Here is a 25011-nt window from a genome sequence, read left to right as displayed (position 1 = left end):
AAAATAAAAAATTAAATGACCTCAATAATTGAAGTCATTTAATTGGATGTTCATATTACTAAAATCTATGATGCGTGAATTAAGCGCGCCTTAAAACCAAGCTCTGTGAGCAAAGTAGCCGTTTGTGCGTCATCACAAATCACATTCAAGGATGACCACTCACGGCGCTCTTGGTAATTTTTACGCAGTTTATCAAATTCACCTTTGATTCCTGCAACAGCTCTTAATGTGGCATCATCATGGCGCACATCATACACTAGATGCACTAACCTTTTGAGCTGGTTTTGCGTTAATTTACCATTGAAAGTCAATTCACTGATATCGGGTTTTGGCAATAGCGATGAGAGGGAAACGTGCGCCGATTTGCCGAGAAACTGACAGTAAGCTTCATAAACTTGCGTCGTTCCTCGTGCTTTGCCCTCTAAGGTATATCCTGCAATGTGTGGCGTACCGATATCGACCAAACGGAGCAAGTCGGTATTTAAGTCAGGTTCTGGTTCCCAAACATCCAACACGACACTTATTTTCTTTTCTTTCTGAAGCACTGACAATAATGCTTGATTATCAATAACCTCACCACGGCTAGCATTGATTAAAATAGTGCCATCACGCAAGTTTTCTAAGCGTGTTTTGTCCATCAAATGGAAAGTTTGGTTTTCCCCTGCCATATTCAGTGGGGTATGGAAAGTCAACACATCCGCCTGAGCAAGCAGCTCATCAAAAGCCACAAATGGCCCTTTTTCACCTTTTGCAGCACGTGGCGGATCGCATAAAACCGTTTTCACACCCCATGCATTTAAGCGTGTAGCTAAACGGCCACCCACATTGCCAACACCAATGATCCCAACCGTTTTATCTCGTAAATCAAAGTTATCGCGCTGCGCAAGCAGTAATAAAGCGGAAAACACGTATTCCACCACCGCAATCGCATTGCAGCCTGGCGCAGAAGAAAAACCAATATTGGCGCTGGATAACCACGCCGTATCCACGTGATCAAACCCCGCAGTCGCAGTGCCGACAAATTTAACAGGCGTATTATTCAGAAGTGATTCATTGACTTTGGTGATGGAACGAACCATTAATGCATCTGCATCAATGAGTTCTTGTTCAGGGATCGGGCGTCCCGGTACGGCTTTAACATCGCCTAGCTCACTAAACAGTGCCTGAGCATAAGGCATATTTTCATCAACTAAAATTTTCACGCTGTGTATCCCAATGATTGGCAATTTTGCTCTGTATCATAATATTTTGCCACGGTTTAACCCAGATGCCTACGAGAGTTAGCGCTCTAGACTCAAGTTATCGTCCATCGCAAATTCTTTCACACGAAACCGGTCAGGTGTCACCCCAGAAATTTGTTGGAACATGGCAATAAATGCCGATGCCGAGCTATATCCTACATCTAACGCCACTTCGTGCACGCTTTTTCCGCGCTCTAAGCCTGCAACGGCATGTAAGTAGCGTAAACGTTGCCGCCACTCACTAAATGACATACCGAGTTCTTGTTGGCAACGCCTTGATAACGTTCGCTCTGAGGTATAATAACGTTTTGCCCATTCCGCCAGCGTGGTGTTATCGGCAGGGTCGTTTTGCAGTTCTTGTAAAATCGGTGCTAAAAATTTGTCCTTAGTGGCGGGCAAATAGGTGTCTTGGCATGGGGAAAGTGAAAATTGGTCAATCAGAACATGGGCAAGGCGTAAATCTTGCTCCGTTTCGGGTTGAACAACCCCCCGCTGGTACATATCCGTCATAATGGATTGAAATATCGGGCTTAAACGAACCACACACGGGCGCTGAGCTAACACCTCATTATATTCATGTGAGAAATCTACAATGCGAAATTTGACACTTTCTTTATTAAAGCTAGCATGGGAGATATTCGCGGGGATCCAGATACAAAATTCAGGCGGCGCCAAGTAGTGCTTTCCAGCCACTTCCATTTCCATAATACCGCACACCACATACAACATCTGCCCAAAGGGGTGTGAATGTGATTTATATTCGGTGAGAGCAGCGGTTTGTTCGTGGCGAAATGCAATAAGTTCAGGCTCAATAATATTGCATTCACTGATTTGCCAAATATCTAATTTTGAATTTCCCATGATACCTGTCTGAAAAGCGTTATCGATTGTCTGGTTATCAGTATATATAAAAAATCGGTCAGATGTATACTGGATCACATTCGATATGGGAGAATGTTTTAATGAAGAATTTGCTTTTTCCGCTGATTGCGGTTTTGTTATGGTCAGTCAACGCCATCGTCAACAAAGCGGCGTCCACTGCCATTGATCCTGCGGCAATTTCCTTTTACCGCTGGGCACTTGCGTTAATTGTTATGACACCTTTTGTGCTGCGCTCTGTGCTACGAAACCATAAAGTAGTGATGAAACATTGGTGGCAATTAGCTATTTTAGGGGCGCTAGGGATGATGTTATACCAAAGCTTAGCCTACTATGCCGCACACAGTGTCAGCGCCACGTTTATGGGGATTATGAACTCACTGATCCCATTATTGACGGTTATCATCAGTATTTTTGTTCTGCGCGTGATCCCAACAGTCGGTATCGTTCTGGGCTCTGCTTTGTCGCTGTTTGGCTTATTATGGTTAGTCAGCCAAGGCAACCCAAGCGCATTACTCTCCCACGGGTTAGGCCAAGGCGAGTTAATGATGATTATTGCCTCCGCGGCATATGCCCTCTATGGCGTACTGACAAAGCGTTGGTCAATTCAGCTCTCTAGCTGGGATTCACTCTATGTGCAAATTTTCTTTGGCGTGATTTTGTTGTTACCAAACTTCTTAATGGCCGAGGATGTGGCTCTGAATAGTCACAATATTGGGTTAGTGATATTTGCAGGGATTGCCGCCTCCATTGTCGCGCCTGCTATGTGGATCCAAGGAGTGATGCGCTTAGGGGCAAACACCACGTCCATATTTATGAATCTTGCACCAGTATTCACTGCAATTATCGCTATTTTCGCCTTGGGTGAAGAGCTAAAAAGCTATCATTTGATCGGCGGAGGCGTGGTATTACTGGGTGTGATGTTAGCGCAGCAGTTACGTACCCCGCTCACACAAATGTTCCGCCGTGAAAAAAAGGTGGTTCAAAAGGATAGTTGCCAGTAAAATAGAATTACAAAAGCAATAAAGCAATGTCGTCACTCATATGCCCCACATTGTGGGGCTATGTTTGAACCCCCCCTGCAAGATAATTTATCGATTTTTCTCACATCCTCATTTTTTTCGACTCTTATTTATCAACGTTAATGCTTTGTGACATTTTAAAATCACTCAGTTATTCATTATTTTTCTGCCATTGGTAAGCTCAAAGCCGCCTTATTGCCCATTGTAGACAAAATCCGATTGAATCTTCTCCATAAGCAATTAGACTTAAGCCAAACAAATACCCCTTTAGTAGTATTAACCTAGGGTATGCGCTAAACACAGGATCGTGGCAAACAATCTGATCTGCCATAACAAGGAAAAACCATGACTAAACAGCTTAAGATGGGTTTGTTTGCATTGATAATAATTGCTATCGCTGTTGGCATTTACTTTATCAATGCATCAAGCCAATCCAACTCAGCACAAGCTGGGTATGACTTATATCAACAAGGTGATGCTAAAGCCGCTGTTGAGCAGTTCCAAAAAAACGCCGATAACGATTCTCAGTCTGCGTATGCCTTAGCCATGATGTATAAAGATGGAATTGGTATTGAGCCTAATGATGAAGCTGCGCAGCGTTATTTAATCAAAGCCGCTGAAGCCAATAATAAGAATGCACTCTATAACCTAGGTTATTACCGCTATAACCGTGAGATAGATGATACGCCAGAAGATAGAAGCGGCCTCACGTCACTCACCAAAGCCGCGGATTTAGGCGTTATCGAAGCGCAAGAGTTAGTCGGCAGCGTGTACATGGAGGACAGATACGATGAAATCCCCCAAGACATCAAACTGGCACGTCAATACTTTACCTTAGCCGCTGATCAAGGCTCCAACTTATCAAAATTTGCGCTGGGTTATATTGCCCATCAATTTGATAAAGACAATAAAAAGGCCGTTGAAATCTTAACGCCGCTGGTTAGCAGAGATTTCCCATTACCTGCCATGCTACTTGCCACTATTTATGAAAACGGTGGCGATGGGATTGCACCAAACCCTGCATTGGCGAAAAAATACGAGCGCATGTCTTATTCCTCTACGTTAGATTTTATTTCCCAAAGCAATGATATAGAGCCAGCGCCTTTATCGCTGTATGGTTCACAGACAGCTGAAGAGAAACAACAAGTCCTTGCCAATCTTGAAGAAAGAGCCAGTAAAGGTGAAGAATACGCCATTTACACGCTCTATCATAAATACAGTGAGGGTGAAGGCGTCAAACGCAGTGAGTTGCGCGCCATAGCCTATTTGCGCCCTCTGATACAACAAAAGAAACCCAAAGCGCTGTACCTAAGTTACCTTGCTGATAATAAAAAAATTAAAGCGCTCACCGAGGCTGCTGACCAGCAATACCCAGACGCAATGTATGAAGCTTATCGCGCTTATTCAGGCACTACTTTTAGTTCTGTTGACCGCGATGATGCCTTAGCCAACAAGTATTTAACCGCTGCCGCCGATATTGGCCATCAAGAAGCGCTGATTACCATTACCCAGCGCGCTATCTCTGACTATGATTTTCCGACGAAAAAACTCAATGAGACAGTGGCGAAATATCTGCCTGAGTTAATGAAGAAGTACCCAAACTCAGCAAAGGCACAAATTCTTGCCAGCCAAGTTTATGGCACTGAAGGCAGTGTATTATATTCACCAGAAAAATCTTTTGAGGCGACAGTAAAAGCAAACAACATTCAGCCAAGTTATGAAACACAAATGCAGCTTGCTCGTGGTTATATTAATGGCTTCGGCACTGAAAAAAACCTCGAAAAAGCCACACAAATACTTAAAGATAACTTAGATTCACGAGGCTACCCATCCACCGCAGATCGCATGCTAGTTCATTTATACTATCGTTATGATATTAAAGCGTTTGTAGATGAAAAAACCATTATTGATATCTTAAAGAAAGACGTTGTTGAACGCGATAATGACGCATTAGCGCATTACTATGCGGATTACTTACTGCGCCAAGACCCAGAAAATAATAAAAAATTAGCCTTTGAACTGTATGAAAAAGCAAGCAAATACGATTATAACGGACGTGTTTACTATGCGGCTGCCCTGCTTAAATACCAGCCCAATGAAACCAATACCATCGCCAATATACTCGTAGATTTACTGGACTCACCTCGTGCGAGATCCGAGTTAACCCCCGAAGAACTGGCCATTGCCTACGATGTTTTATTTAAAACAGGCTTAAATCGCAGTGATACCAAAACATTACTCGTTCACTTAGCGGCTAATGAGAAAAACGCCGAAGCGCAAAAATTGATTGAGCCACTGATTGGTACAGACGCGGATATCACTTATCAATATGGCATAACCCAACTCACAAACTTAAAGAATGTTAGCGCGCTAACCAATGACGAACTCAAACCTTACTACGAGACCATTTTAAACGCGGCAGATTTAGGCAGTACATCCGCAATGTTATACATTGTGCAAAACCTTGACCGCGTGAATTACATCAATGACAAGGCCTATTATAAAGACCGCTTCCAAGCCATCTCAGGGTTAACACCCGATGACATCATCCCTCAATATAAACGTTGTGCAGCATTAGGCAGTAATCGCTGCTTATATGAACTGGGTGAAATCTACCAAAAAGGGGATTATGGCGAAGATGCGAATTATGATCTCGCGATGGAGTATTTCAACAAAATCTCTGACCCTGATTTCAGCTTTTTAAAATCACGTAAAAGAGAAATTGAAAAAGCGAGAGCCTCGTTCATTACCATTCAGGCCAATGCAAAAAACAATGACTCAGATGCGATTCGCACCCTCGCCAATGCGTATAAATTCGGAAATTACGGGCAAAAAGTCGATCAGCAAAAATGGCTGGAATACTTAGCGAAAAGCGCCAAACTGGATAATGAAACGGCACTTGAAGAGCTGATTGACTATTATAATGAAAATACCGAACTTCTGAGCGCGAACAAAAGCAAAATCATTGGTTATTATGACCAACTCGCCGCCCTTGGTAGTAAAAACTATACCCGCGAACTGGCTCACCAATATTTAAATGGTAGTCCGTTAGTCGAAGCTAATCGCCAAAAAGCCCGTGAATACTATCTAAAATCAGGTAGTTGGGGAAATGAATATATCAAATACATGGATGACTTTGATATTGGCATGAAAACGCTAAATGAAAATGCAACCGCAAAATACAAGGTTGGCCGTGCCTATTTGTATGGTAACGGTGTAAAAGAAGACCGCCAGCAAGCCAAGAAATACTTGAAAATGGCCAGTGATGAAGGAAACGATAACGCCATTATTCTGTATAGCGAAATGCTGTATATAGGGGAGCTCTCAGCGGATAAAAAAACGCTTGTTGTCGAGCCAAACTGGGATGAAGCCATTGTTTACTTAAGAAAATATTCTAACCCGAACCGCGTTGATGAATATACTAAACTGTATGATACCGCCGTCGTTCCTGCACAAAATGGCGATGCATCGGCCGCAGAAAAATTAGGGGATTGGTATAAGTCCCGTGGTCGCGCCTCCGCCGCGCAGCTTTGGTACAAAAAAGCCATTGCAGGCGGTAACCTCGCTGTTTACCCATCTCTAGACAACGTGACCGAAGGTAGCCAAGCCAAGCGCCAAAATTACCTTGATGGTACGGCAAGGGGTGACCTGTTCTCTAAAGTGCAGCTCGCAGGTGATTACCTGTATGATAGTAGTGTTCTCTTTGAATCTGACGAGTACAACACGGCTATCCAATACCTGCAAGAGGGGATGAAATCCGCTGATAGCGAACTTTCAAAACAAGCATTTAATTCCTTAGCGAACTTGTATCAAAACGGTATTCGCAGCGAGAAGAATGACCTTAATCGTAGCAAAGATGATAAGAAATACTTTGCGTTACTCGAAAGTGAAGCCCAAAACCGCCCTGACGCCCTCAAACGTTTATATCACTATTACGCCAGTAGTGATCCACAAAAAGCGTTAGAGTATCTGGAACAGGCCTATAAGCAAGGGGATATGGGCGCAATCAAAATGCTCTATGAAATTAATTCCCCAGGGCGTTACTGTTCCAATAGCCGCAATACGGATATGGATAAAGCAGGCACCTACCTGAAAGAGTGGTTGGAAAAAGGCAAATTCGAAAAAAATACCGATCGCACCTTTATCCAAGAACCTGAAGATTTATCTCGTGCCATGGGCGACCTCTATCTCGAAGGTGAATGTAGTGTTGAGCAAGACCTCGATAAAGCCATCGAATGGTTTGAAATTTCCTTGAAATATCACGATAAATACGCTCTTGGTAGCCTCTATAATGCCTACTCTCGTAAAAATGATGCAAAACACGCTTATTACATCGCGTTAAAGTTGGAAAAAGACACTGACAAGATTGAGTTGATGAATAAGCTGTCAGAGGAAGATAAGCAAGAAATTGATAAACGCTTTAAAGAAGAGCAAAACTTCCAAAAATATGGCCGATTTGCTGAAGAAATTGAAGCAAAACGCGTGAAAGCTGAAGCGGGCGATAAAATGGCCGCATTCTCGTTAGGGATCAACTACGCTCGAGGCGAAATGGTCCCTGAAGACACGCAAAAAATGATTTACTACTATGAACTTGCTGGGAAAAATGGCTACCCAAGAGCCTACAACATTTTGGGCAACCTATACCGTAAAGACAACGAGCGTGGACTTGAAAAGGATTTTGCAAAAGCGCTGTATTACTTTGATTTAGGCGCTCAGCAAAATGACAGTAATACCGCACACTTAGCAGGAGATATGCTCTACTTCGGCCAAGGTATGCCAAAAGATTACGTCCGAGCAGCCAAATACTATGATATGACCGATTTAGAACAAGGCGCTCACCATGCCATGGCAAAATACAAACTTGCCTATATGTACTACAACGGTTGGATTGGTACCAAGAGCAAAGAAGATCTGCAAAAAGCCCATGATTACCTTGAGTTAGGGGCTAAATACCAAGACAAAGATTCCATCAATGCCTTACAAAAATGGGATTTTAGTGCACTGAAAAAATAAAGAGTAGAAACAAAGGGCGCTCAATTAATAGCGCCCTATTTTTTAACGATTTGGCGCATGACTTGCGGTAAAAGCAATGCGTACAAGCAACCCACCCAATGATTCACTTTTCAATAATTGTGGCTCTGAGTCATGGTAACTGGCAATATCTTTTACCAGCGCTAAGCCAAGCCCTGCTCCCTCTTTCCCTAATGCATTATTTAACCGTGTAAATGCCTCCATGGAGCGGCTAATTTTCGCATCAGGAATACCAGGCCCAGAATCTTCAACCTCTAAAACAAGTTGCTGAGTGCTTTCATTATTCACCACTCGCACAGTCACCACCCCGCCTTCAGGGGTATATTTAATCGCGTTATCAATTAAATTGGCGCACATCTCAGCCAACAAAATAGGTTCCCCTTTAATCCAAGCTGTATCAAGCCCTTCATAGCCCAAATCAATTCGCTGGCTTTCCGCCTGCCCGAGTCGAGTAAAACAGGCTTGATGCACAATCTCCACTAAGTTAATTGCCCTATATTGGCTAACTGCCGATTTTTCATGAGCTTTTAAGCGGGATAATTGCAAAAGCCTATCCGTCAGCACAATGGTGTTATCCAGCGTTTGATTGATCGCTTGTAAGCTTTGTTGGCGCTGGCTTTCATCTTTAGTATTAATGGCAACGGACACTTGGGTTTTTAACACAGTTAATGGTGTTTTTAATTGATGAGAGGCATCCGCACTAAAGCGTTCTTGGCGCCTTACCATGCGTTTTAATCGCGATATATAACGGTTAAGCGCATCAATTAACGGTGATAAATCCGACCACGGTAATAAGTTAGGCAATGGCGTCAAATCATTCGCTGAGCGCCCTAGCATCAAGTTTGATAGTTTTTTCAATGGGGTCAGAAGCTTGCTCAATAAAATATAGGCAAGTAACAAGGTTAAAAACACCACCGTTCCTTGGCTCATTAATGCCGATATTAATAATTGATTGGCTAGGTCTTGTCGTGAATAGACAGTTTCCGCCACACGAATTTCCACCATTCCCGCAATCCCACCTTCATTAATGGGCTGAAAAAATGTCGCAATACGAATAGGCAAACCTTTATATTCCGCATCATAGAAATAAACGAGAGCGGTATAGTGTTGAGAGCGCATCCAATAAGGGGGGATAGGAGGTAGGTCATCATAACCCGAAATAGTTTCACCATCAGGGGAGATAACTTGGTAAAAAATTCTGTCGTTATTATTTAATTCAAAACTATCAAGCACCACGTAGGGTACATTGACAGATAAGTGGCCATCGGTAACTTGCAGCCTTTCCGCGACCGTGCGAGCAGAAGCAAGAAGCGTGCGGTCATACGCCAAATTAGATGCATATTTTGCACTGTAATAGTGGGTATACACGGAAACACTGCCCAATAAAATGAGCGGGATACCGAAAAAGAGCAGCAACTGATGAAAGAGAGAGCGTGGATGAGAGACTAATTTCATACACTACACTGCTCTAATCGGTATCCCAATCCGCGTAACGTATTGATATTAACGTCTGAGCCCGCTAGTTTTTTTCTCACGCGGTGCACATATAATTCAATACTTTGTAAATTGGCTTCATCTGACAACGAAAAAACCTGCTCAAATAATTGCGCTTTTGAAACAGGTCGCCCTCGTCGATGGAATAAGGTGTTTAATACTGAATATTCCCTTGGCGTAAGCCCTAATGGCTCTTGGCACAATAAAAAGTAGCCTTCTTCGTGGTAACACAGCGAACCAAAGCGTTGAGGTTCATTCACCTGCCCTTGGCTGCGCCTTAAAAGTGCACGAATTCGTGCCTCTAACTCCGCGATATCAAACGGTTTGGTGAGGTAATCATCCGCTCCTGCATTCAACCCTTGTACACGGTCTGCTACATCGGAATTCGCTGTTAGCAATAAAACGGGCGTTTCTTGATGACGTTTTCGCATTTGCGCCAATACTTCAAGCCCGCTCATTCGCGGAAGTGATACATCCAAAACGACTACGGTGTAATTTTCGGTCTGTAACAACTGGTCCGCAATCGCTCCATCAGGTGCAACATCCACAGCAAATCCTGACGATGTTAACGCTTTTTGTAGCCACAAAGATAATTCATCATGATCTTCAACCAATAAAATTCGCATACGCACACTCGTTATTATTACTTATTGGTATACGTTGGCATTACCCATCATGAATGAAAAGCAATTGTCGCCATTTTTACTATATTCATCACAACTATGACGTTACAAGTGCGTTAACAGTGTTAATTTAACATTAAATTAACATAACTCAGAAGTAAAAATATAAAACAATCTGATATATATCACATAAAAATAATATTATTTGTTAATGAAAGGTAAATGAAAGCTTCCTCGGCCAATCATGAGCTCGCAAATACAACAAGAAATCCACAATTTGTTCCTCTAATTATTGGCTTAGTAAGGAAATAAAGAATGAAAAAGTTCACATTAAACACCTTAGCAACAGCAATATTTTTAGTTGGTATAAACTCCGCAGTTGCGCTCCCTGAGCGGACTGAATGTATCGCCCCTGCCAAACCGGGGGGTGGATTTGATTTAACCTGTAAGCTGGTTCAAGTTTCCATGCTGGAAACCAAAGAAATTGAAAAACCGATGCGAGTGACCTACATGCCTGGTGGAATTGGTGCAGTTGCCTACAATGCCATCGTGGCACAGCGCCCTGCGGAACCAGGGACGATTGTCGCTTTTTCTGGCGGTTCTTTACTCAACCTCGCCCAAGGGAAATTTGGCCGCTATAACGAAAATGATGTGCGTTGGCTTGCCAGTGTGGGCAGCGATTACGGCATGATAGCGGTACGTGCTGACTCCCCGTATAAATCCCTCAAAGACTTGATGGATACCTTTAAAAAAGACCCCAATAGCATTGTCTTCGGTGCGGGTGGTTCTATTGGTAGCCAAGACTGGATGAAGACTGCATTACTCGCTAAAGCTATTGATATTGACCCGCGCAAAATGCGTTATGTTGCCTTTGAAGGCGGCGGGGAAACCTTAACGGCATTGTTAGGTAACCATATTCAAGTGTTATCAGGGGATATCAGCGAAATGACCCCGTATATCAATGAAGGGAAAATTCGCATTCTTGCCGTGTATGCAGACAAACGCCTAGGTGATGGTTTAGCGGATATTCCAACGGCAAAAGAACAAGGCTATGACATTGTTTGGCCGATTATTCGCGGGTTTTATATGGGGCCAAAAGTCTCTGATGCAGATTACAACCAATGGGTTGAAGCCTTCCAAAAACTGCAACAAACCGACGAATTCAAGAAGCAACGCGAGCTGCGTGGGCTATTTGAATACAACTTAACAGGGCAAGAGCTCGATAGCTATGTGAAAAAAGAAATCGAGCAATATCGTGAGCAAGCCCGTGCATTTGGTTTAGCCAAATAACGGAGTCGACGATGAGCCAACGCATATTTGCCCTAGTCTGGCTGATATTGTGTGTCATCGGAATTTATATCGGCTGGGGGATCCAAAGTGAGTTCTCTTATGAACCACTTGGCCCCCGCCCTTTTCCGGTTGCCATACTCTCCTTAATGGCGATTTGTGCGCTTGCCCTGCTGTTTGGTAAGCAAGAAGCCGTTGAGTGGCCGAAACCTTATGTACTACGCCGCCTTGCACTATTGATTTTATCCTTAGTGATTTATGCATGGGCGTTTGAGTGGTTGGGCTTTCCCATCGCCACCAGTTTATTGACCATCAGTGTCGCGCTGTTATTCGGCGCAACCCCTATCGCCGCGGTGATTTCGGGGCCTATCCTTGGCATCTTTCTCTTCTATGCCTTTGATAAGCTGTTGGATGTGACTCTGCCCATTGGCAGCCTGCTGAGTTAAGGAGCGACAACATGGAAACTTGGATGTATCTATCGCAAGGTTTTGAGGTCGCCCTTGTTCCTCAAAATATCTTGATTGCCTTAATCGGTTGCTTTATTGGCACCGTAGTAGGCATGTTACCGGGGTTAGGCCCCATTAATGGCGTAGCGATTTTACTGCCACTCGCCTTTGCCTTAAAACTGCCCGCCGAGTCCGCACTAATTTTACTCGCCACTGTTTATTTAGGCTGTGAATATGGCGGCCGGATATCCTCTATTTTACTGAATGTACCCGGTGATGCCGCCGCGATAATGACGACGTTAGATGGTTACCCGATGGCAAAACAAGGCCGAGGTGGCGTAGCGCTGTCAATTTCAGCGGTAAGTTCCTTCATTGGTTCAACCATCGCTATCGTTGGTATTATCTTGTTCGCTCCGTTACTTGCCCAGTGGTCTCTCGCCTTTGGGCCCGCTGAATACTTTGCACTGATGGTATTTGCTATCGCCTGCCTTGGTAGCATGATGAGCCAAAACCCCATTAAATCCCTGCTTGCAGCGTTAATTGGGTTGTCTCTTGCTACTGTTGGGGTAGATGCCAACTCTGGTGAATACCGTTTTACGTTCGATAGCGTGCACTTATCGGATGGTGTGCAATTTATCGTTGTCGTGATTGGTCTGTTCTCCGTCAGCGAAATTCTGCTGATGTTAGAAAGTACGGCGACAGGGCAAGGCTTAATTCGTAAAACAGGCCGCATGCTATTTAATCGCAAAGAAGCCAAAGCCTGTGCAGGCCCAGCTCTGCGCTCGTCATTTATTGGCTTCTTCGTTGGGGTATTACCGGGGGCAGGCGCGACAATTGCCAGCGCCATCACCTACATGACGGAGAAAAAAATCAGTGGTGAAAAAGGTGATTTTGGTAACGGTGATGTGCGCGGTGTTGCAGCACCAGAAGCGGCTAATAACGCCTCCGCGTGTGGTTCATTCATTCCCATGTTGACCCTTGGCGTTCCGGGTTCGGGAACAACCGCAGTCATGATGGGGGCATTGACCCTGTATAACATCACACCAGGGCCTGGAATGTTCACTGAGCAGCCGGACATCGTGTGGGGATTGATCGCCGCCCTGCTGATTGCCAACGTAGTGTTGCTTATCATGAATATTCCATTAATTGGCTTATTCACCCGCATGTTAACGGTACCACTGTGGTTTTTAGTCCCTGCTATCGCATGTGTTTCAGCCGTAGGCGTCTATGCGGTTCACAGTACGACATTTGACTTACTATTGATGATGGGGCTTGGGGTGTTTGGCTTTATTTTACGAAAAATGAACTTCCCTCTTTCCCCACTCATTTTAGGTTTTGTATTAGGCGAAATGTTGGAGCAAAACCTGCGCCGTTCGCTATCTATCAGTAACGGTAATTTCGATATCTTGTGGAGCAGTACCATTTCGCAAAGCTTATTAGTCCTTGCGGTGTTGGTACTGGTACTTCCACCAATTATTAAACGCATTCGCAAACGTAAACAGCAACACGCTCTCTCTTAGCTCGCCCTGCGAGTACCTTCTCTGTAAAACTTTGCCCCAGGTTGCTTTCGGGGCATTTTTTTACTTATCAATTAACAGGAAGCTTTGTATAGCTTAGCAATATCACATTTTTATTGTGTGCGCTTTCACCGTAATAGACATATTTTGATTCTGGCATTGGCAGTGGTGTTTTTGGGTGTTTAACAGACAGCGGAAATAGCTTGTTATTATTAGATAAACATTTAATTTTGCCTACGAATAGGCTTTTAATATTGTTAATTAAAGCGCTACCTAAAATCTTTAAGTCATTTTTCCATATTTTGCATCGCGTGAAGTTCATATTAGTGCCTCTGGTTAGCGTTATTTACGCTAATATCATCGCACTAACTTGATAGCAATAATTTCATTAAATGATGTTTTATTATTCGAATTGACTACTATAAATGTTTAATCAGATAAAGACGATTGGCGCAATAGCACCAATCAATTAACTTATAAAATTCATTCATTAAAATAATAAATGCTATGTTTGATAGACTATTTTTTGTTCTTTTTAATCTTCACCCTAAACCGTTAGCCCATATCCGCACGGTTGATGTTCACGGTGACAACTACGTGATCCACAGCCAAAACCCCGTTATCATCACAGAGAAAGACAGCGGTTATATTCAGATAAAATCCTTCGGTAAAATGCATATTTTCTGTGAAAAAATGCTGCATGTTAGCGTGAAAAAAAACACCAGCTTAGTGACTATTGGCTGGGCAAAGGGAAAAAGCCAAATTTTTGAAGTTCGCAAAAATGTGAAAGATACAACTCAGAAAGCACACGCCAGCCATTCCAACTCAAACTATGCTCCCTCCTATTATGACCATTCATCCAATAATGATAACCACCGTACAAGTAGCAGTTTTTGTTCGAATGATAATTCAAGCTCAGACTGTTCTTCATCAGATTCAGGTGGGGGTGATGGGGGTGGTGATGGGGGTGGTGGTGATTAAGTCAAAATGGCAGAAAATCATACTGCCATTTATTTTATCATTATTAAAAATCAAACCTTAATTTGATTCTATTGTTTGGCTTATCTGCCTTCGCAGATAATCCATCCCTATTTATTTTGTCCTTTATTTTTTCATTAATGTCAGGGCTCACCCCCTCATTAAAATGAATTTTTAATGTATAGCTTTCTGGAGATATAGAAAATATAACGGGGGAATTGATATTTTGAGTCTCAGGAAAGGAATTCTTCAGATAAGACGAATAAATATCTGACAACCTTTTTTCATATTTCTCAATACGTTTATCATTCACATCCAATTGATGGATTTTATTAATTTGTGAAACAAATGCCTTTAAGACATGCTCTTCTGTAGGTTGCTCAATCGCTTTAATCACTTTTGCTGAGGTTGCACACCTATTTTTCGTTTCTAATAAAGGAAAACCGTTGCCGCAACCTGATAATGACGTATTCACCCCCATTAAGGCCGCTGCAATTCCCACGGTAATTATGCCCGCATACACAGGAAGCAGGACCAAACCTGAGCCAATTTCAGCCCTATTATTGCGTATTCCATTGTGTATTTGATGGCCAGTTAAAGAAAAACTCATCTACATTCCTTGTCTTGATGATAAAAGTGAGCGGTATTTATAGCCCACGAGACAAAGAGATGCCTTCAAAAAAAGAAACTACAATATATTGATTTATAAAATAAAAAAGCGAGGTTAAAAGACCTCGCTTATCAATGATTCACTTGTATGAGCGATATAAATTACGCTTTATATTTGCTCATCACTAATGTGGCGTTAGTACCACCAAAGCCAAAGCTGTTTGACATCACCGTGTTCAACGATTGTTCTGTTGGTTTAGTGACGATATTCAAGCCCGCTGCTTTTTCATCTAAGTTTTCAACGTTAATGCTTGGCGCAATAAAGCCATGCTCTAACATTAATAAGCTGTAGATAGCTTCATGTACACCCGCAGCACCCAGTGAGTGGCCGCTCATCGCTTTCGTTGCAGAAATAGCCGGAGAGTTATCACCAAACACTTCTTGGATAGCTTCTAACTCTTTCGTATCACCAACAGGTGTTGATGTACCGTGGGTGTTGATATAATCAATTTTATCAATACCTTGCATTGCCATTTGCATACAACGGACTGCGCCTTCACCAGATGGAGCAACCATGTCAGCACCGTCAGATGTTGCACCGTAGCCCACGATTTCAGCGTAGATGTGCGCACCACGCGCTAATGCGTGTTCTAACTCTTCAACGACAACAATACCACCGCCGCCTGCAATAACAAAGCCATCACGGTCTTTGTCGTAAGTTCTCGATGCTTTATCTGGCGTTTCATTATACTTGGTAGACAACGCGCCCATTGCGTCGAACTCACAAGTCATTTCCCAGCTCAGTTCTTCACCACCACCCGCGAAAACCACATCTTGTTTGCCCAGTTGAATTAATTCAACCGCATGACCGATACAGTGCGCAGATGTAGAGCAAGCAGAACTGATTGAGTAGTTAACACCTTTAATTTTAAACGGTGTTGCTAAGCAAGCAGAAATACCGGATGCCATTGCACGGGTTACCATGTATGGACCGACACCGCGTAAGCCTTTAGCTCGCATACCGTCTGAACCCGCAACTTGGTTACGTGGGGAACCACCGCCAGAACCAACAACAATACCAGTACGTAAATTCGAAACTTGTTCTTCAGCTAAACCTGAATCCGCAATCGCCTGTTCCATAGACAAGTAAGCATACGCGGAACAATCACTCATAAAACGGTACATTTTACGGTCGATCAGGTCTTTGGGATCTAAATTTTTGACATTACCCCAGACATGGCTACGAAGCCCTGCCTCTTTGAATTCTTCTGAGAAAGTGATCCCGGAACGACCTTCCTTCAGAGAAGCCAGTACTTCTTCCTGGTTATTACCAAGGCTGGAAACAATACCTAGACCAGTGATGACTGCACGCTTCATTCGTTACCTCATGTCTATAATTATATGATTGCGGGATTACAGGGTGTCACTTTAGCTTACACTTGTACGCTGAACAAGTCCGATCAGGGTAAATTTTTGTATTTTTTTCTCTACGCCAGTAATAACACATTTTTATGACAGTAGCCTTACACGACTATCAGCGGTAAAATTTAGCGATTATTTGGTGATCATAGGCTTTATCGTGAAAAAGAGCGCAGTACAAACCGCACGCCTTAGCTGGAATGATGAAGGCACTCCCATGTCTGAGCAATTTGCAGATATCTATTTCTCTAACCAAAGTGGGTTAGAAGAGTCTCGCCATGTTTTTTTGCACGGAAATCATTTCCCTGAGCGTTTTAAGACGCATTCTGATGAAACCTGTGTAATCGCTGAAACAGGGTTTGGTACCGGTTTGAATTTCCTCGTTTTATGGCAATCATTTATGCAGTTCAAAGCTCAGAATCCACAATCTCCTCTTAAGCGGTTACATTTCATTAGTTTTGAGCAATTCCCCCTGACAAAATCGGACTTAATTGCTGCACATCACTGCTGGCCTGAACTTTCGGCGCTATCAACCGAATTATGTGAAAACTGGCCACCTGCATTAGCGGGTAATCAAAGAATTATTTTAGAAAATGGTGATATTACATTAGATTTATGGTTTGGGGATATTAATGAGCAAATATCGCTTCTTAAAGATAATTTAAACAATAAGATAGATGCTTGGTTTTTGGATGGTTTCGCACCTTCTAAAAATCCACAAATGTGGAGCGAACAAGTGTTCGCTGCAATGGCAATTTTTGCACGAAAAGGGGCAACGTTTTCCACATTCACCGTGGCAGGTTTTGTCAAACGCGGGTTGCAACAAGCCGGGTTTACGCTGCAAAAAGTCAAAGGGTTTGGGCAAAAACGCGAAATGCTAACAGGCACATTAACTGAAAATTCTTATCAACATTCAATGCCATGGAGCAAAAGACAACCTGCTGATAACCCAACTGATATCGCCATTATTGGTGGCGGGCTTGCCAGTTTAACAACCGCCTACTCCCTCATGAAACGCGGTGCCAACGTCGCACTGTATTGTAAAGACACTCACCTTGCCCAAAATGCATCGGGTAACCGCCAAGGCGCTATTTACCCTTTATTAACGGGTACGAATGACCCACTGGAGCGTTTTTTTGTCAGTGCTTTTCCGTTTGCTAAACGCTTTTACCACCAGCTTGCCACCTTGGAAATTCCCTTTGATGGCCAGTGGTGTGGCGTTACTCAATTAGCCTATAACGAAAAAATCGCCCGTAAAATTGCAGGGATGCTAGATACGAATTGGCCTGAAGATTTTGCCGTGGGTAAAACCCACCAGCAACTTAATGATATTTGTGGCGTTGATGTCAACTATGATGGTATTCATTACCCATCGGGTGGCTGGCTGTGCCCTGCTGATCTATGCGAGGGCTTATATCATTATCTGCAACACCAAGGTGTTAAGTTTTATTTTAATCATGATGTCACCGCATTAGAACAAAACGAACGTCACTGGCAATTGAAGATAACAACACCTGAGCAAAAAGAGCTAACACGTGTACACTCAACTGTAGTTATTGCGAATGGCCATAAACTGCGCCAATATTCACAAACCGTCAATTTGCCCATAAACGCAGTACGGGGACAAGTCAGCCATATTCCGACCAATCCAACGCTGCAACAGCTTAAAAATGTGTTGTGTTTTGAGGGCTATTTAACCCCTGCGGACAATACAGGCAAGCACCATTGTTTGGGTGCCAGCTATCAACGTGACTACCTCGATTTAAACTACAATGAAGCTGAGCAGCAAGCTAACCGCCAAAAGCTCATTGATAATTTGCCCGATGTTTCATGGCCTCATGAAATTGATATTTCACATAAACAATCGCGCCAAGGCATTCGCTGCGTCATACGTGATCACTTCCCACTTTTAGGAAACGTGCCAAATTATGAGCAACATTTAGCTGCCTATCATGATTTGCAGACAAAAATCGCAAAGAGCCACCCCGTTGAAAATGCGCCCGTTTACCCTAACTTATTTATCTTTGGCGCACTGGGCTCAAGAGGGCTATCCACCGCCCCACTGTGTGCGGAAATTCTTGCCTCTCAGATTTTTGGGCAGCCTCTACCATTAGATGATGAAACGTTGACTGAATTGAACCCAAATCGCTTTTGGGTTAAAAAATTGCGGGTAGGCCGCCCCGTAAAAATACCGTACTAACAACCAACTGGCAGGCTTAGGGATTTAAGCCTGCTTTAAGCTAATTGAATTGCCATCGCACAGCGGTCTGTTGCTTGGAACCCTGCGTCGATTTCATACTGCAAAATATCGCGCAGTGTGTCAGTCAATTGGCTTTTATTTAATATTTCAAAGCCTAAGCGTTGGTAATAAGGTGCATTCCAAGGGACATCACGGCAAGTGGTCAAGGTTACAGTCGTAATATTACGCGCCAAAGCTGCATCTAAAACCTGCTTAATCAGTTGTTTACCCAGCCCCTGCCCTTGCCATTGCTGGCAGACTGAAACCTCGCAAATAAACAGGCTATCATGATGGCTTTCAGCATTAATAAAACCAATCGGTTCACCGCTATCATTCACCGCCACCCATTCTAATTGCTCGGCAATACAATCAAGGTGGTCTTGCTCAGTTTGTCCATCGCCTTCAGCAAGCCATTTATATTTTTCAATACTCGTAAATGCCTGCCCAGCGGAAGCTTCAACAGCAGGGAGGTATTTAGCATCTGCCGATTTTGCTAAGCGAATATGCGCCATAATGTCTACTCATCACAAAATTTAGCTAACAAAAAAGCGGGTTTCCCCGCTTCCAATTCATAACACAGAAAATTAAATTGCGTTATTTAATAAATTTTTCCACATACCTAAAACCAAAATTTGGTCAGGGGGTGTTAACTCACCCGCTTTAATGGCAGTTTGAATGCTTTCTTCAACGCGTTGATACAACGCTTCTGAGCTAGTTTCGTTTTCTTCTTCAAGCTCAGCCACAGCAAGGGTTAAGTGACCACGCAGATAACCGCCCGCGAATAATTCATCGTCGCTAGCGTGTTCAACCATATCATCAATTTTTGTCAGTATGCGTGTTTCTAAATCCGCAAGCATGCTTAATCCTTACTTTAAATGTGTCAATTAGGCAAAAATGTCTTCCGGATAGGGAAAGTCTTCTGCACAAAGTGGAGGCGTATTGTAAAACGATTGTAACGCATTAATAAAGCACAATGGGCGCTCAGGAATGCCATTTTGCAAATAAGTCATCACTTGTGCATGAACTTTGCGCATAAATGCGATGCGATCGGGTTCAAAATTCCCTTCCAAGTTATCGCAACTGACATTAAAAGGAATGCCTACCGCAACACAAAACAGCCAATCAAGAGCTTGAGGTTTTATTTCAACGACTTCAAACTCACATTGCGTTTTTTCATCACGCCCATCAGGGCAGTACCAATAACCGTAATCTACCTGCTGGCGTCGGGCTTCACCCGCAATACACCAGTGAGAAATTTCATGTAACCCGCTGGTAAAAAAGCCATGGGCAAACACAATGCGGTGATAAGGAACGGCCTCATCGGCAGGTAAATAAATGGGTTCATCGTCCCCTTTTACCAGCTTGGTGTTATAGGTTTCACCAAAACATCCATCAAAAATCTCAATCAAGTCCTGATAATTATGTTTACTCATGAATAATTTAAATCATCTTAAAATAATGAGAGGAACCAAGCTTTAATCATATCACCATGGCTATCGTGGAGTAACTTAATACTCATCAACAACGAAATCACCACAATCATCGGCCTGATCAGTTTTTGTCCTTTAGTTAACACCAAACGAGCGCCTAACCGCGCGCCTATCATTTGGCCCGCCAGCATAACAAAACCGAGCATCCAAAGAACATGACCTCCGATAATAAAAAACACTAAAGAGCCGAAATTGGAGGCGAAGTTGAGTAATTTTGCATGAGCTGTAGCTTTTGCCAGATTATAACCGAGCAGCAATACATAGCCTAATGCCAAAAATGAGCCTGTACCTGGCCCAAATGCGCCATCATAGAAGCCCAGAGTCATTCCGATAGCCACGCCAAAAAATGGCATGCTCACACGTTGTTGCCTATCTTGCACACCGATTGACGGCGTTAATAAAAAATAGAGACCGACACAGATAACCAATACAGGAAGCAACTGTTTAAGGAAAGCAGTATCGATCATTTGAATAACAATCGCCCCGAGCATCGCACCAAACATTGTCATAATGAAGGGGAAAATTTGCTCGCGTAGGTCAATCGCTTTGCGCCTAACAAAATATAAAGTGGAAGAAAATGACCCGCCAACTGCTTGGAGCTTATTGGTCGCTAACGCTTCAACTGGTGTGATACCAACAGACAACAGCGCAGGTATCGTTAATAACCCGCCACCGCCCGCAATAGAATCAATAAAACCAGCAAAAAGTGCAACAAAGAAAAGTAAGGCATAAACTTCAGGTGCAACGGCGGTTAGCCAATCCATTTTTCAATCCAAAAATGAGATATATCATGATGTTAGTGCGTAATTTATCGCAACTTTGCATTGCAATATCACAACCCAGATGAAATATTTTTAAGGAGGCATCATCCAAACCTTCATATCAAAAGAGCGACTAACCGCTTCGCTCCTTTTATAACATTAGCTATTCTCCAATGTTATTCAAATGGTTGCATCGCCGGAGTCACATCAGCACACTGGCCACGGTGACGCAAGAAATGATCCATTAACACAATCGCCAACATCGCTTCTGCGATAGGTACAGCGCGGATCCCCACACAAGGGTCATGGCGACCTTTGGTGATCATATCTACTTCTTCACCATCTCGATTTAATGTTTTACCTGAAACCGTAATACTCGATGTCGGTTTTAAAGCAATATGGGCAATAATAGGTTGGCTACTGCTAATTCCCCCTAAAATTCCCCCTGCATGGTTTGACGTAAAACCTGCGCGGGTAATTTCATCGCGGTTTTCACTGCCTTTCAGGCCAATAACGCCAAAGCCATCGCCAATTTCCACCCCTTTAACCGCATTAATGCTCATTAGTGCATGGGCGATATCCGCATCTAATCGGTCAAATACAGGTTCGCCTAATCCAGCAGGAACATGCTCCGCAACAACGGTAATTTTAGCACCAATGGAATCACCTTCTTTTTTCAAGCCACGCAGCAATTCATCAAGGGCGTCTAATTTGCTAGGATCAGGGCAAAAGAATGGATTCTCTTCAACGATTGACCAGTCTTTAATTTCACACTCAACAGGACCCATTTGGGTTAAGCAACCACGAATTTGAATACCTAATTTCTCTTGTAGGTATTTTTTTGCAATAGCTCCAGCTGCAACTCGCATTGCGGTTTCACGTGCTGATGAACGCCCACCACCACGGTAATCGCGTTGGCCATATTTCTGCTCATAAGTGTAATCTGCATGCCCCGGTCTAAAGACATCTTTGATTGCACCATAGTCTTGTGAACGTTGGTCGGTATTTTCAATCAATAGACCAATGCTTGTCCCTGTGGTGATACCATTAAATACACCCGAAAGAATTTTAACCTGATCAGGTTCACGGCGCGCTGTTGTATAACGTGATGTGCCCGGTCGGCGACGGTCTAAATCGATTTGTAAATCTGCTTCTGTCAGTGCTAACCCCGGAGGTACGCCATCGACGATGCAACCTAATGCCACGCCGTGTGACTCACCAAATGTTGTCACACGAAACAGTTGCCCAATTGAATTTCCAGCCATCGGAGTTTCCTATTTTAAGCCGTTCTTGAATACCAAGAATGTGGTTGTTAATGATGATGTTATTATATTGTTCTTATTGATTACCCGATCCTAACTCTTCGTGCAACTATTGATTAATCAATATATAAATCAAAATGCGCATGATGCTCAACCAGCTGTTCACGCGTTAACATAAATACACCATCACCACCGTATTCGAAATCTAACCAAATAAATGGGATCTCAGGATATTGTTCGATAAGGTGAACCATACTGTTACCGACTTCACACACCAGAATTCCCTCTTCAGTCAGGAAACGCGGCGCATTTGCCAGAATTCGACGTACCAGTTTTAAACCATCACTACCCGCAGCAAGTGCTAATTCAGGTTCAACACGGAATTCCTCTGGTAAGTCCCCCATGTCCTCGGCATCTACATACGGAGGGTTCGTGACGATGAGGTCATATTTTACCTCTGGCATATCACGGAATAAGTCTGAACGGATAGGTACCACACGGTGATCTAAACCGTGGTTAGCGATATTTTCTTCGGCAACAGCAAGAACATCACTAGAAATATCAACCGCATCCACTTCTGCATCTGGGAATTCATAAGCACACGCAATGGCAATACAACCGCTACCGGTGCATAAATCCAAAATAGTCTGTGGCTCATCTGCTAACAATCCAACAAAGTGATTATTAATCAGCTCACCAATAGGTGAACGTGGGATTAGCACGCGCTCATCCACATAAAATTCATGACCGCAGAACCATGAACGGTTGGTTAAGTACGCCACTGGAATACGGTCATTAACTCTGCGCAAAACACGCTCAATAATACGGTGACGCTCAGTTGGCGTTAAGCGCGATGAGAGAAGTTCATCCGGCAGATCTAAAGGTAAATAAAGCGTTGGCAACACTAATTGCAGCGCCTCATCCCACGGGTTATCGGTTCCGTGGCCATAATATACATTGGCAGCATTAAAGCGACTCATCGTCCAACGTAAAATATCCTGAATGGTATGAAGTTCTGCGACAGCTTCATCAACGAAGATCTTTTCCAAGAAGGGTTTCTCCAGCGTGATTTTTGAAAGGGAAAATGCGAATAACTAAAGTTTGCCACGAAGTGAAAGACAAATCAGCAGATTAATGCAATAAAATAATTAACAAAGTGGCCAAATCGCACCTTTGAATAGCAATTTGATGCAAAAATGCCCTTTATGACGCTAAAGGGCATGAATGAAGATACCAAAACAATCAGAGAAAAATGGTGAGATTAACTTTCACTCTGGACGAGTGTCTCAGTTTCTTTTGTAGGCTTTTTAACCCATAACGCATAAGCGATAGTTAATAACACTAACCAAGCGATGCCAACATACAAGGCAATTCGAGTACTTTCAAAATAGCCAAGCACGCCAAAGATAAACACCATGAAAGCAATCGCAAGAATTGGTGCGACAGGCCACATCGGCACAGGGAATTTCAATTGACTGATTTCTTCTGGTGACATTTTCTTGCGCATCGCAAATTGTGAGAGCAGAATCATCAACCAGACCCAAATAGTGGCGAATGTCGCAATGGATGCAATCACAACAAACACGTCATCAGGAATAACATAGTTCAAGACAACGCCCACTAGCAGCACAGCCACCATAACGAGCACCGTCATCCACGGTACGCCATTTTTTGTCAATTTGGTAAAGGCTTTCGGAGCTTGCCCTTCATGCGCCATCCCGTACATCATGCGCCCTGCACCAAAAATATCACTATTAATTGCTGATATCGCCGCGGTGATCACCACCACATTCAAAATATTTGCTGCGGATTGTATCCCTAAACTATCGAAAATTTGAACGAATGGGCTACCTTGTTGACCAATTTGGTTCCATGGGTAAATACACATCAACACAAACAACGTCAGGACATAAAAGAGTAAGATGCGAATTGGTACGGCGTTAATGGCCCTTGGGATTGTCGTTTCAGGGTTTTTCGCTTCACTTGCCGTAATCCCAATGACCTCAATACCACCAAACGCAAACATCACCACAGCAAATGATGCTATCACCCCACCTATTCCATTTGGCATAAATCCATCATGAATGAATAAGTTAGACACACCCACTGCATGGTCTGCTGCCTGACCAAAGCCAAACAACATGATTGCTGCACCGCCCACTATCATCGCGATAATCGCTACCACTTTGATGATGGAAAGCCAAAACTCCATTTCACCAAAGGTTTTTACGTGGCATAAGTTAATCGCACCGATAAAAAATATAATGCTGAGTACCCAAATCCATTGTTCAACTTCTGGGAACCAGAGTTTCATATACACACCGAATGCCGTGACATCCGCGAGACAAACAATTAGCATTTCAAATACATAGGTCCAGCCAGCAAAAAAGCCTGCTCTGGCACCTAAATAGTGGCTTGCATACTGAGAAAAAGACCCCGCAAGCGGGCGGTGAACGGCCATTTCCCCGAGTGCACGCATCACCATAAACACCGCGGCACCACCAATGATATATGCCAGCAGGACCGCCGGGCCTGCAGTTTCTATCGCTTTTGCTGAACCGTAAAATAGCCCTGTACCAATCGCAGAACCGAGAGCCATAAATCGGATGTGGCGCGCAGAAAGCCCTCGCGCAAGTTGTGATGTGCTTTGCATGATTTATCCTTCGTATTATTTTATTAGTCGTGCAGATAAATACTTCAGGTGGCCGATACA

General features: G+C 43.3%; 20 protein-coding genes. 7 read left to right on the top strand and 13 right to left on the bottom strand.

Going from position 1 to position 25011, the window contains the following annotated elements:
• Nucleotides 1–65: 65 nt before the first annotated feature.
• Nucleotides 66–1202, bottom strand: coding sequence for a 4-phosphoerythronate dehydrogenase PdxB (gene pdxB / locus J6836_RS04365; RefSeq protein WP_219247164.1), 1137 nt, complete (start codon nucleotides 1200–1202; stop codon nucleotides 66–68).
• Between the two features lie 78 nt (nucleotides 1203–1280).
• A complete protein-coding gene (locus J6836_RS04360; RefSeq protein ID WP_219247162.1) occupies nucleotides 1281–2102 on the bottom strand; it encodes a helix-turn-helix transcriptional regulator in 822 nt (273 codons plus the stop codon).
• A gap of 101 nt (nucleotides 2103–2203) precedes the next feature.
• Between J6836_RS04360 and J6836_RS04355 the strand changes: the two genes are divergently transcribed.
• Both J6836_RS04355 and J6836_RS04350 read left to right on the top strand, forming a co-directional pair.
• Complete coding sequence (locus tag J6836_RS04355; protein ID WP_219247160.1) at nucleotides 2204–3124, top strand: DMT family transporter; 921 nt, start codon at nucleotides 2204–2206, stop codon at nucleotides 3122–3124.
• A gap of 363 nt (nucleotides 3125–3487) precedes the next feature.
• Nucleotides 3488–8155: a tetratricopeptide repeat protein gene (locus J6836_RS04350; RefSeq protein ID WP_219247158.1), complete on the top strand. Its 4668-nt coding sequence runs from the start codon at nucleotides 3488–3490 to the stop codon at nucleotides 8153–8155.
• A 42-nt stretch (nucleotides 8156–8197) separates the two neighbouring features.
• On the opposite strand, the gene J6836_RS04345 is transcribed toward J6836_RS04350, so the two are convergent.
• The gene (locus tag J6836_RS04345) at nucleotides 8198–9628 is read right to left on the bottom strand and encodes a sensor histidine kinase (RefSeq protein WP_219247156.1); all 1431 of its coding nucleotides are present in this window, start codon (nucleotides 9626–9628) and stop codon (nucleotides 8198–8200) included.
• A complete protein-coding gene (gene tctD, locus J6836_RS04340; protein ID WP_219247154.1) occupies nucleotides 9625–10293 on the bottom strand; it encodes a transcriptional regulator TctD in 669 nt (222 codons plus the stop codon). Before tctD ends, J6836_RS04345 begins: the two co-directional genes overlap by 4 nt.
• 312 nt (nucleotides 10294–10605) lie before the next feature.
• Here tctD and J6836_RS04335 point away from each other — a divergent pair, with 312 nt between their 5' ends.
• The 4 genes from J6836_RS04335 to J6836_RS04320 all read left to right on the top strand — a co-directional run bounded on the left by J6836_RS04335 (nucleotide 10606) and on the right by J6836_RS04320 (nucleotide 14521).
• Entirely contained in the window at nucleotides 10606–11580 is a 975-nt protein-coding gene (locus J6836_RS04335; RefSeq protein WP_219247153.1) for a Bug family tripartite tricarboxylate transporter substrate binding protein, read from the top strand.
• An 11-nt stretch (nucleotides 11581–11591) separates the two neighbouring features.
• Nucleotides 11592–12023 carry a tripartite tricarboxylate transporter TctB family protein gene (locus J6836_RS04330; RefSeq protein ID WP_206082388.1) on the top strand — a complete coding sequence of 144 codons (432 nt, stop codon included), beginning with the start codon at nucleotides 11592–11594 and terminating at the stop codon, nucleotides 12021–12023.
• Nucleotides 12024–12034: 11 nt separating this feature from the next.
• A complete protein-coding gene (locus J6836_RS04325; protein ID WP_219247150.1) occupies nucleotides 12035–13543 on the top strand; it encodes a tripartite tricarboxylate transporter permease in 1509 nt (502 codons plus the stop codon).
• 504 nt (nucleotides 13544–14047) lie between these two features.
• Complete coding sequence (locus J6836_RS04320; protein WP_219247149.1) at nucleotides 14048–14521, top strand: hypothetical protein; 474 nt, start codon at nucleotides 14048–14050, stop codon at nucleotides 14519–14521.
• A 43-nt stretch (nucleotides 14522–14564) separates the two neighbouring features.
• Here the strand turns inward: J6836_RS04320 and J6836_RS04315 are convergent, their stop codons facing one another.
• Nucleotides 14565–15128: a hypothetical protein gene (locus tag J6836_RS04315; RefSeq protein WP_219247147.1), complete on the bottom strand. Its 564-nt coding sequence runs from the start codon at nucleotides 15126–15128 to the stop codon at nucleotides 14565–14567.
• A gap of 161 nt (nucleotides 15129–15289) precedes the next feature.
• On the bottom strand, nucleotides 15290–16504 hold the full coding sequence (gene fabB / locus J6836_RS04310; RefSeq protein WP_219247145.1) for a beta-ketoacyl-ACP synthase I: 1215 nt from the start codon (nucleotides 16502–16504) through the stop codon (nucleotides 15290–15292).
• A gap of 202 nt (nucleotides 16505–16706) precedes the next feature.
• Between fabB and mnmC the strand changes: the two genes are divergently transcribed.
• Complete coding sequence (gene mnmC, locus J6836_RS04305; protein WP_219247143.1) at nucleotides 16707–18746, top strand: bifunctional tRNA (5-methylaminomethyl-2-thiouridine)(34)-methyltransferase MnmD/FAD-dependent 5-carboxymethylaminomethyl-2-thiouridine(34) oxidoreductase MnmC; 2040 nt, start codon at nucleotides 16707–16709, stop codon at nucleotides 18744–18746.
• A 35-nt stretch (nucleotides 18747–18781) separates the two neighbouring features.
• Here the strand turns inward: mnmC and J6836_RS04300 are convergent, their stop codons facing one another.
• From J6836_RS04300 to J6836_RS04270, 7 genes are all read right to left on the bottom strand, one after another.
• On the bottom strand, nucleotides 18782–19297 hold the full coding sequence (locus J6836_RS04300; protein WP_219247141.1) for a GNAT family N-acetyltransferase: 516 nt from the start codon (nucleotides 19295–19297) through the stop codon (nucleotides 18782–18784).
• A 72-nt stretch (nucleotides 19298–19369) separates the two neighbouring features.
• Nucleotides 19370–19642 carry a YfcL family protein gene (locus tag J6836_RS04295; protein ID WP_219247140.1) on the bottom strand — a complete coding sequence of 91 codons (273 nt, stop codon included), beginning with the start codon at nucleotides 19640–19642 and terminating at the stop codon, nucleotides 19370–19372.
• A gap of 27 nt (nucleotides 19643–19669) precedes the next feature.
• A complete protein-coding gene (locus tag J6836_RS04290; RefSeq protein WP_219247138.1) occupies nucleotides 19670–20218 on the bottom strand; it encodes an elongation factor P hydroxylase in 549 nt (182 codons plus the stop codon).
• A 17-nt stretch (nucleotides 20219–20235) separates the two neighbouring features.
• Nucleotides 20236–21039 (bottom strand): TSUP family transporter, encoded by an 804-nt coding sequence (locus J6836_RS04285; protein ID WP_219247136.1) that lies wholly within the window; start codon nucleotides 21037–21039, stop codon nucleotides 20236–20238.
• A gap of 173 nt (nucleotides 21040–21212) precedes the next feature.
• Nucleotides 21213–22301 (bottom strand): chorismate synthase, encoded by a 1089-nt coding sequence (aroC, locus tag J6836_RS04280; protein ID WP_219247134.1) that lies wholly within the window; start codon nucleotides 22299–22301, stop codon nucleotides 21213–21215.
• 113 nt (nucleotides 22302–22414) lie between these two features.
• On the bottom strand, nucleotides 22415–23347 hold the full coding sequence (gene prmB / locus J6836_RS04275; protein WP_219247132.1) for a 50S ribosomal protein L3 N(5)-glutamine methyltransferase: 933 nt from the start codon (nucleotides 23345–23347) through the stop codon (nucleotides 22415–22417).
• Nucleotides 23348–23559: 212 nt separating this feature from the next.
• Complete coding sequence (locus tag J6836_RS04270) at nucleotides 23560–24951, bottom strand: amino acid permease (protein WP_219247130.1); 1392 nt, start codon at nucleotides 24949–24951, stop codon at nucleotides 23560–23562.
• Between the last annotated feature and the right edge of the window lie 60 nt (nucleotides 24952–25011).

Source organism: Providencia sp. R33, from assembly GCF_019343475.1.
GTDB lineage: Bacteria > Pseudomonadota > Gammaproteobacteria > Enterobacterales > Enterobacteriaceae > Providencia.
The sequence above is the reverse complement of the archived record's forward strand: the minus strand, read 5'-3'. Positions and strand labels throughout refer to the sequence as shown.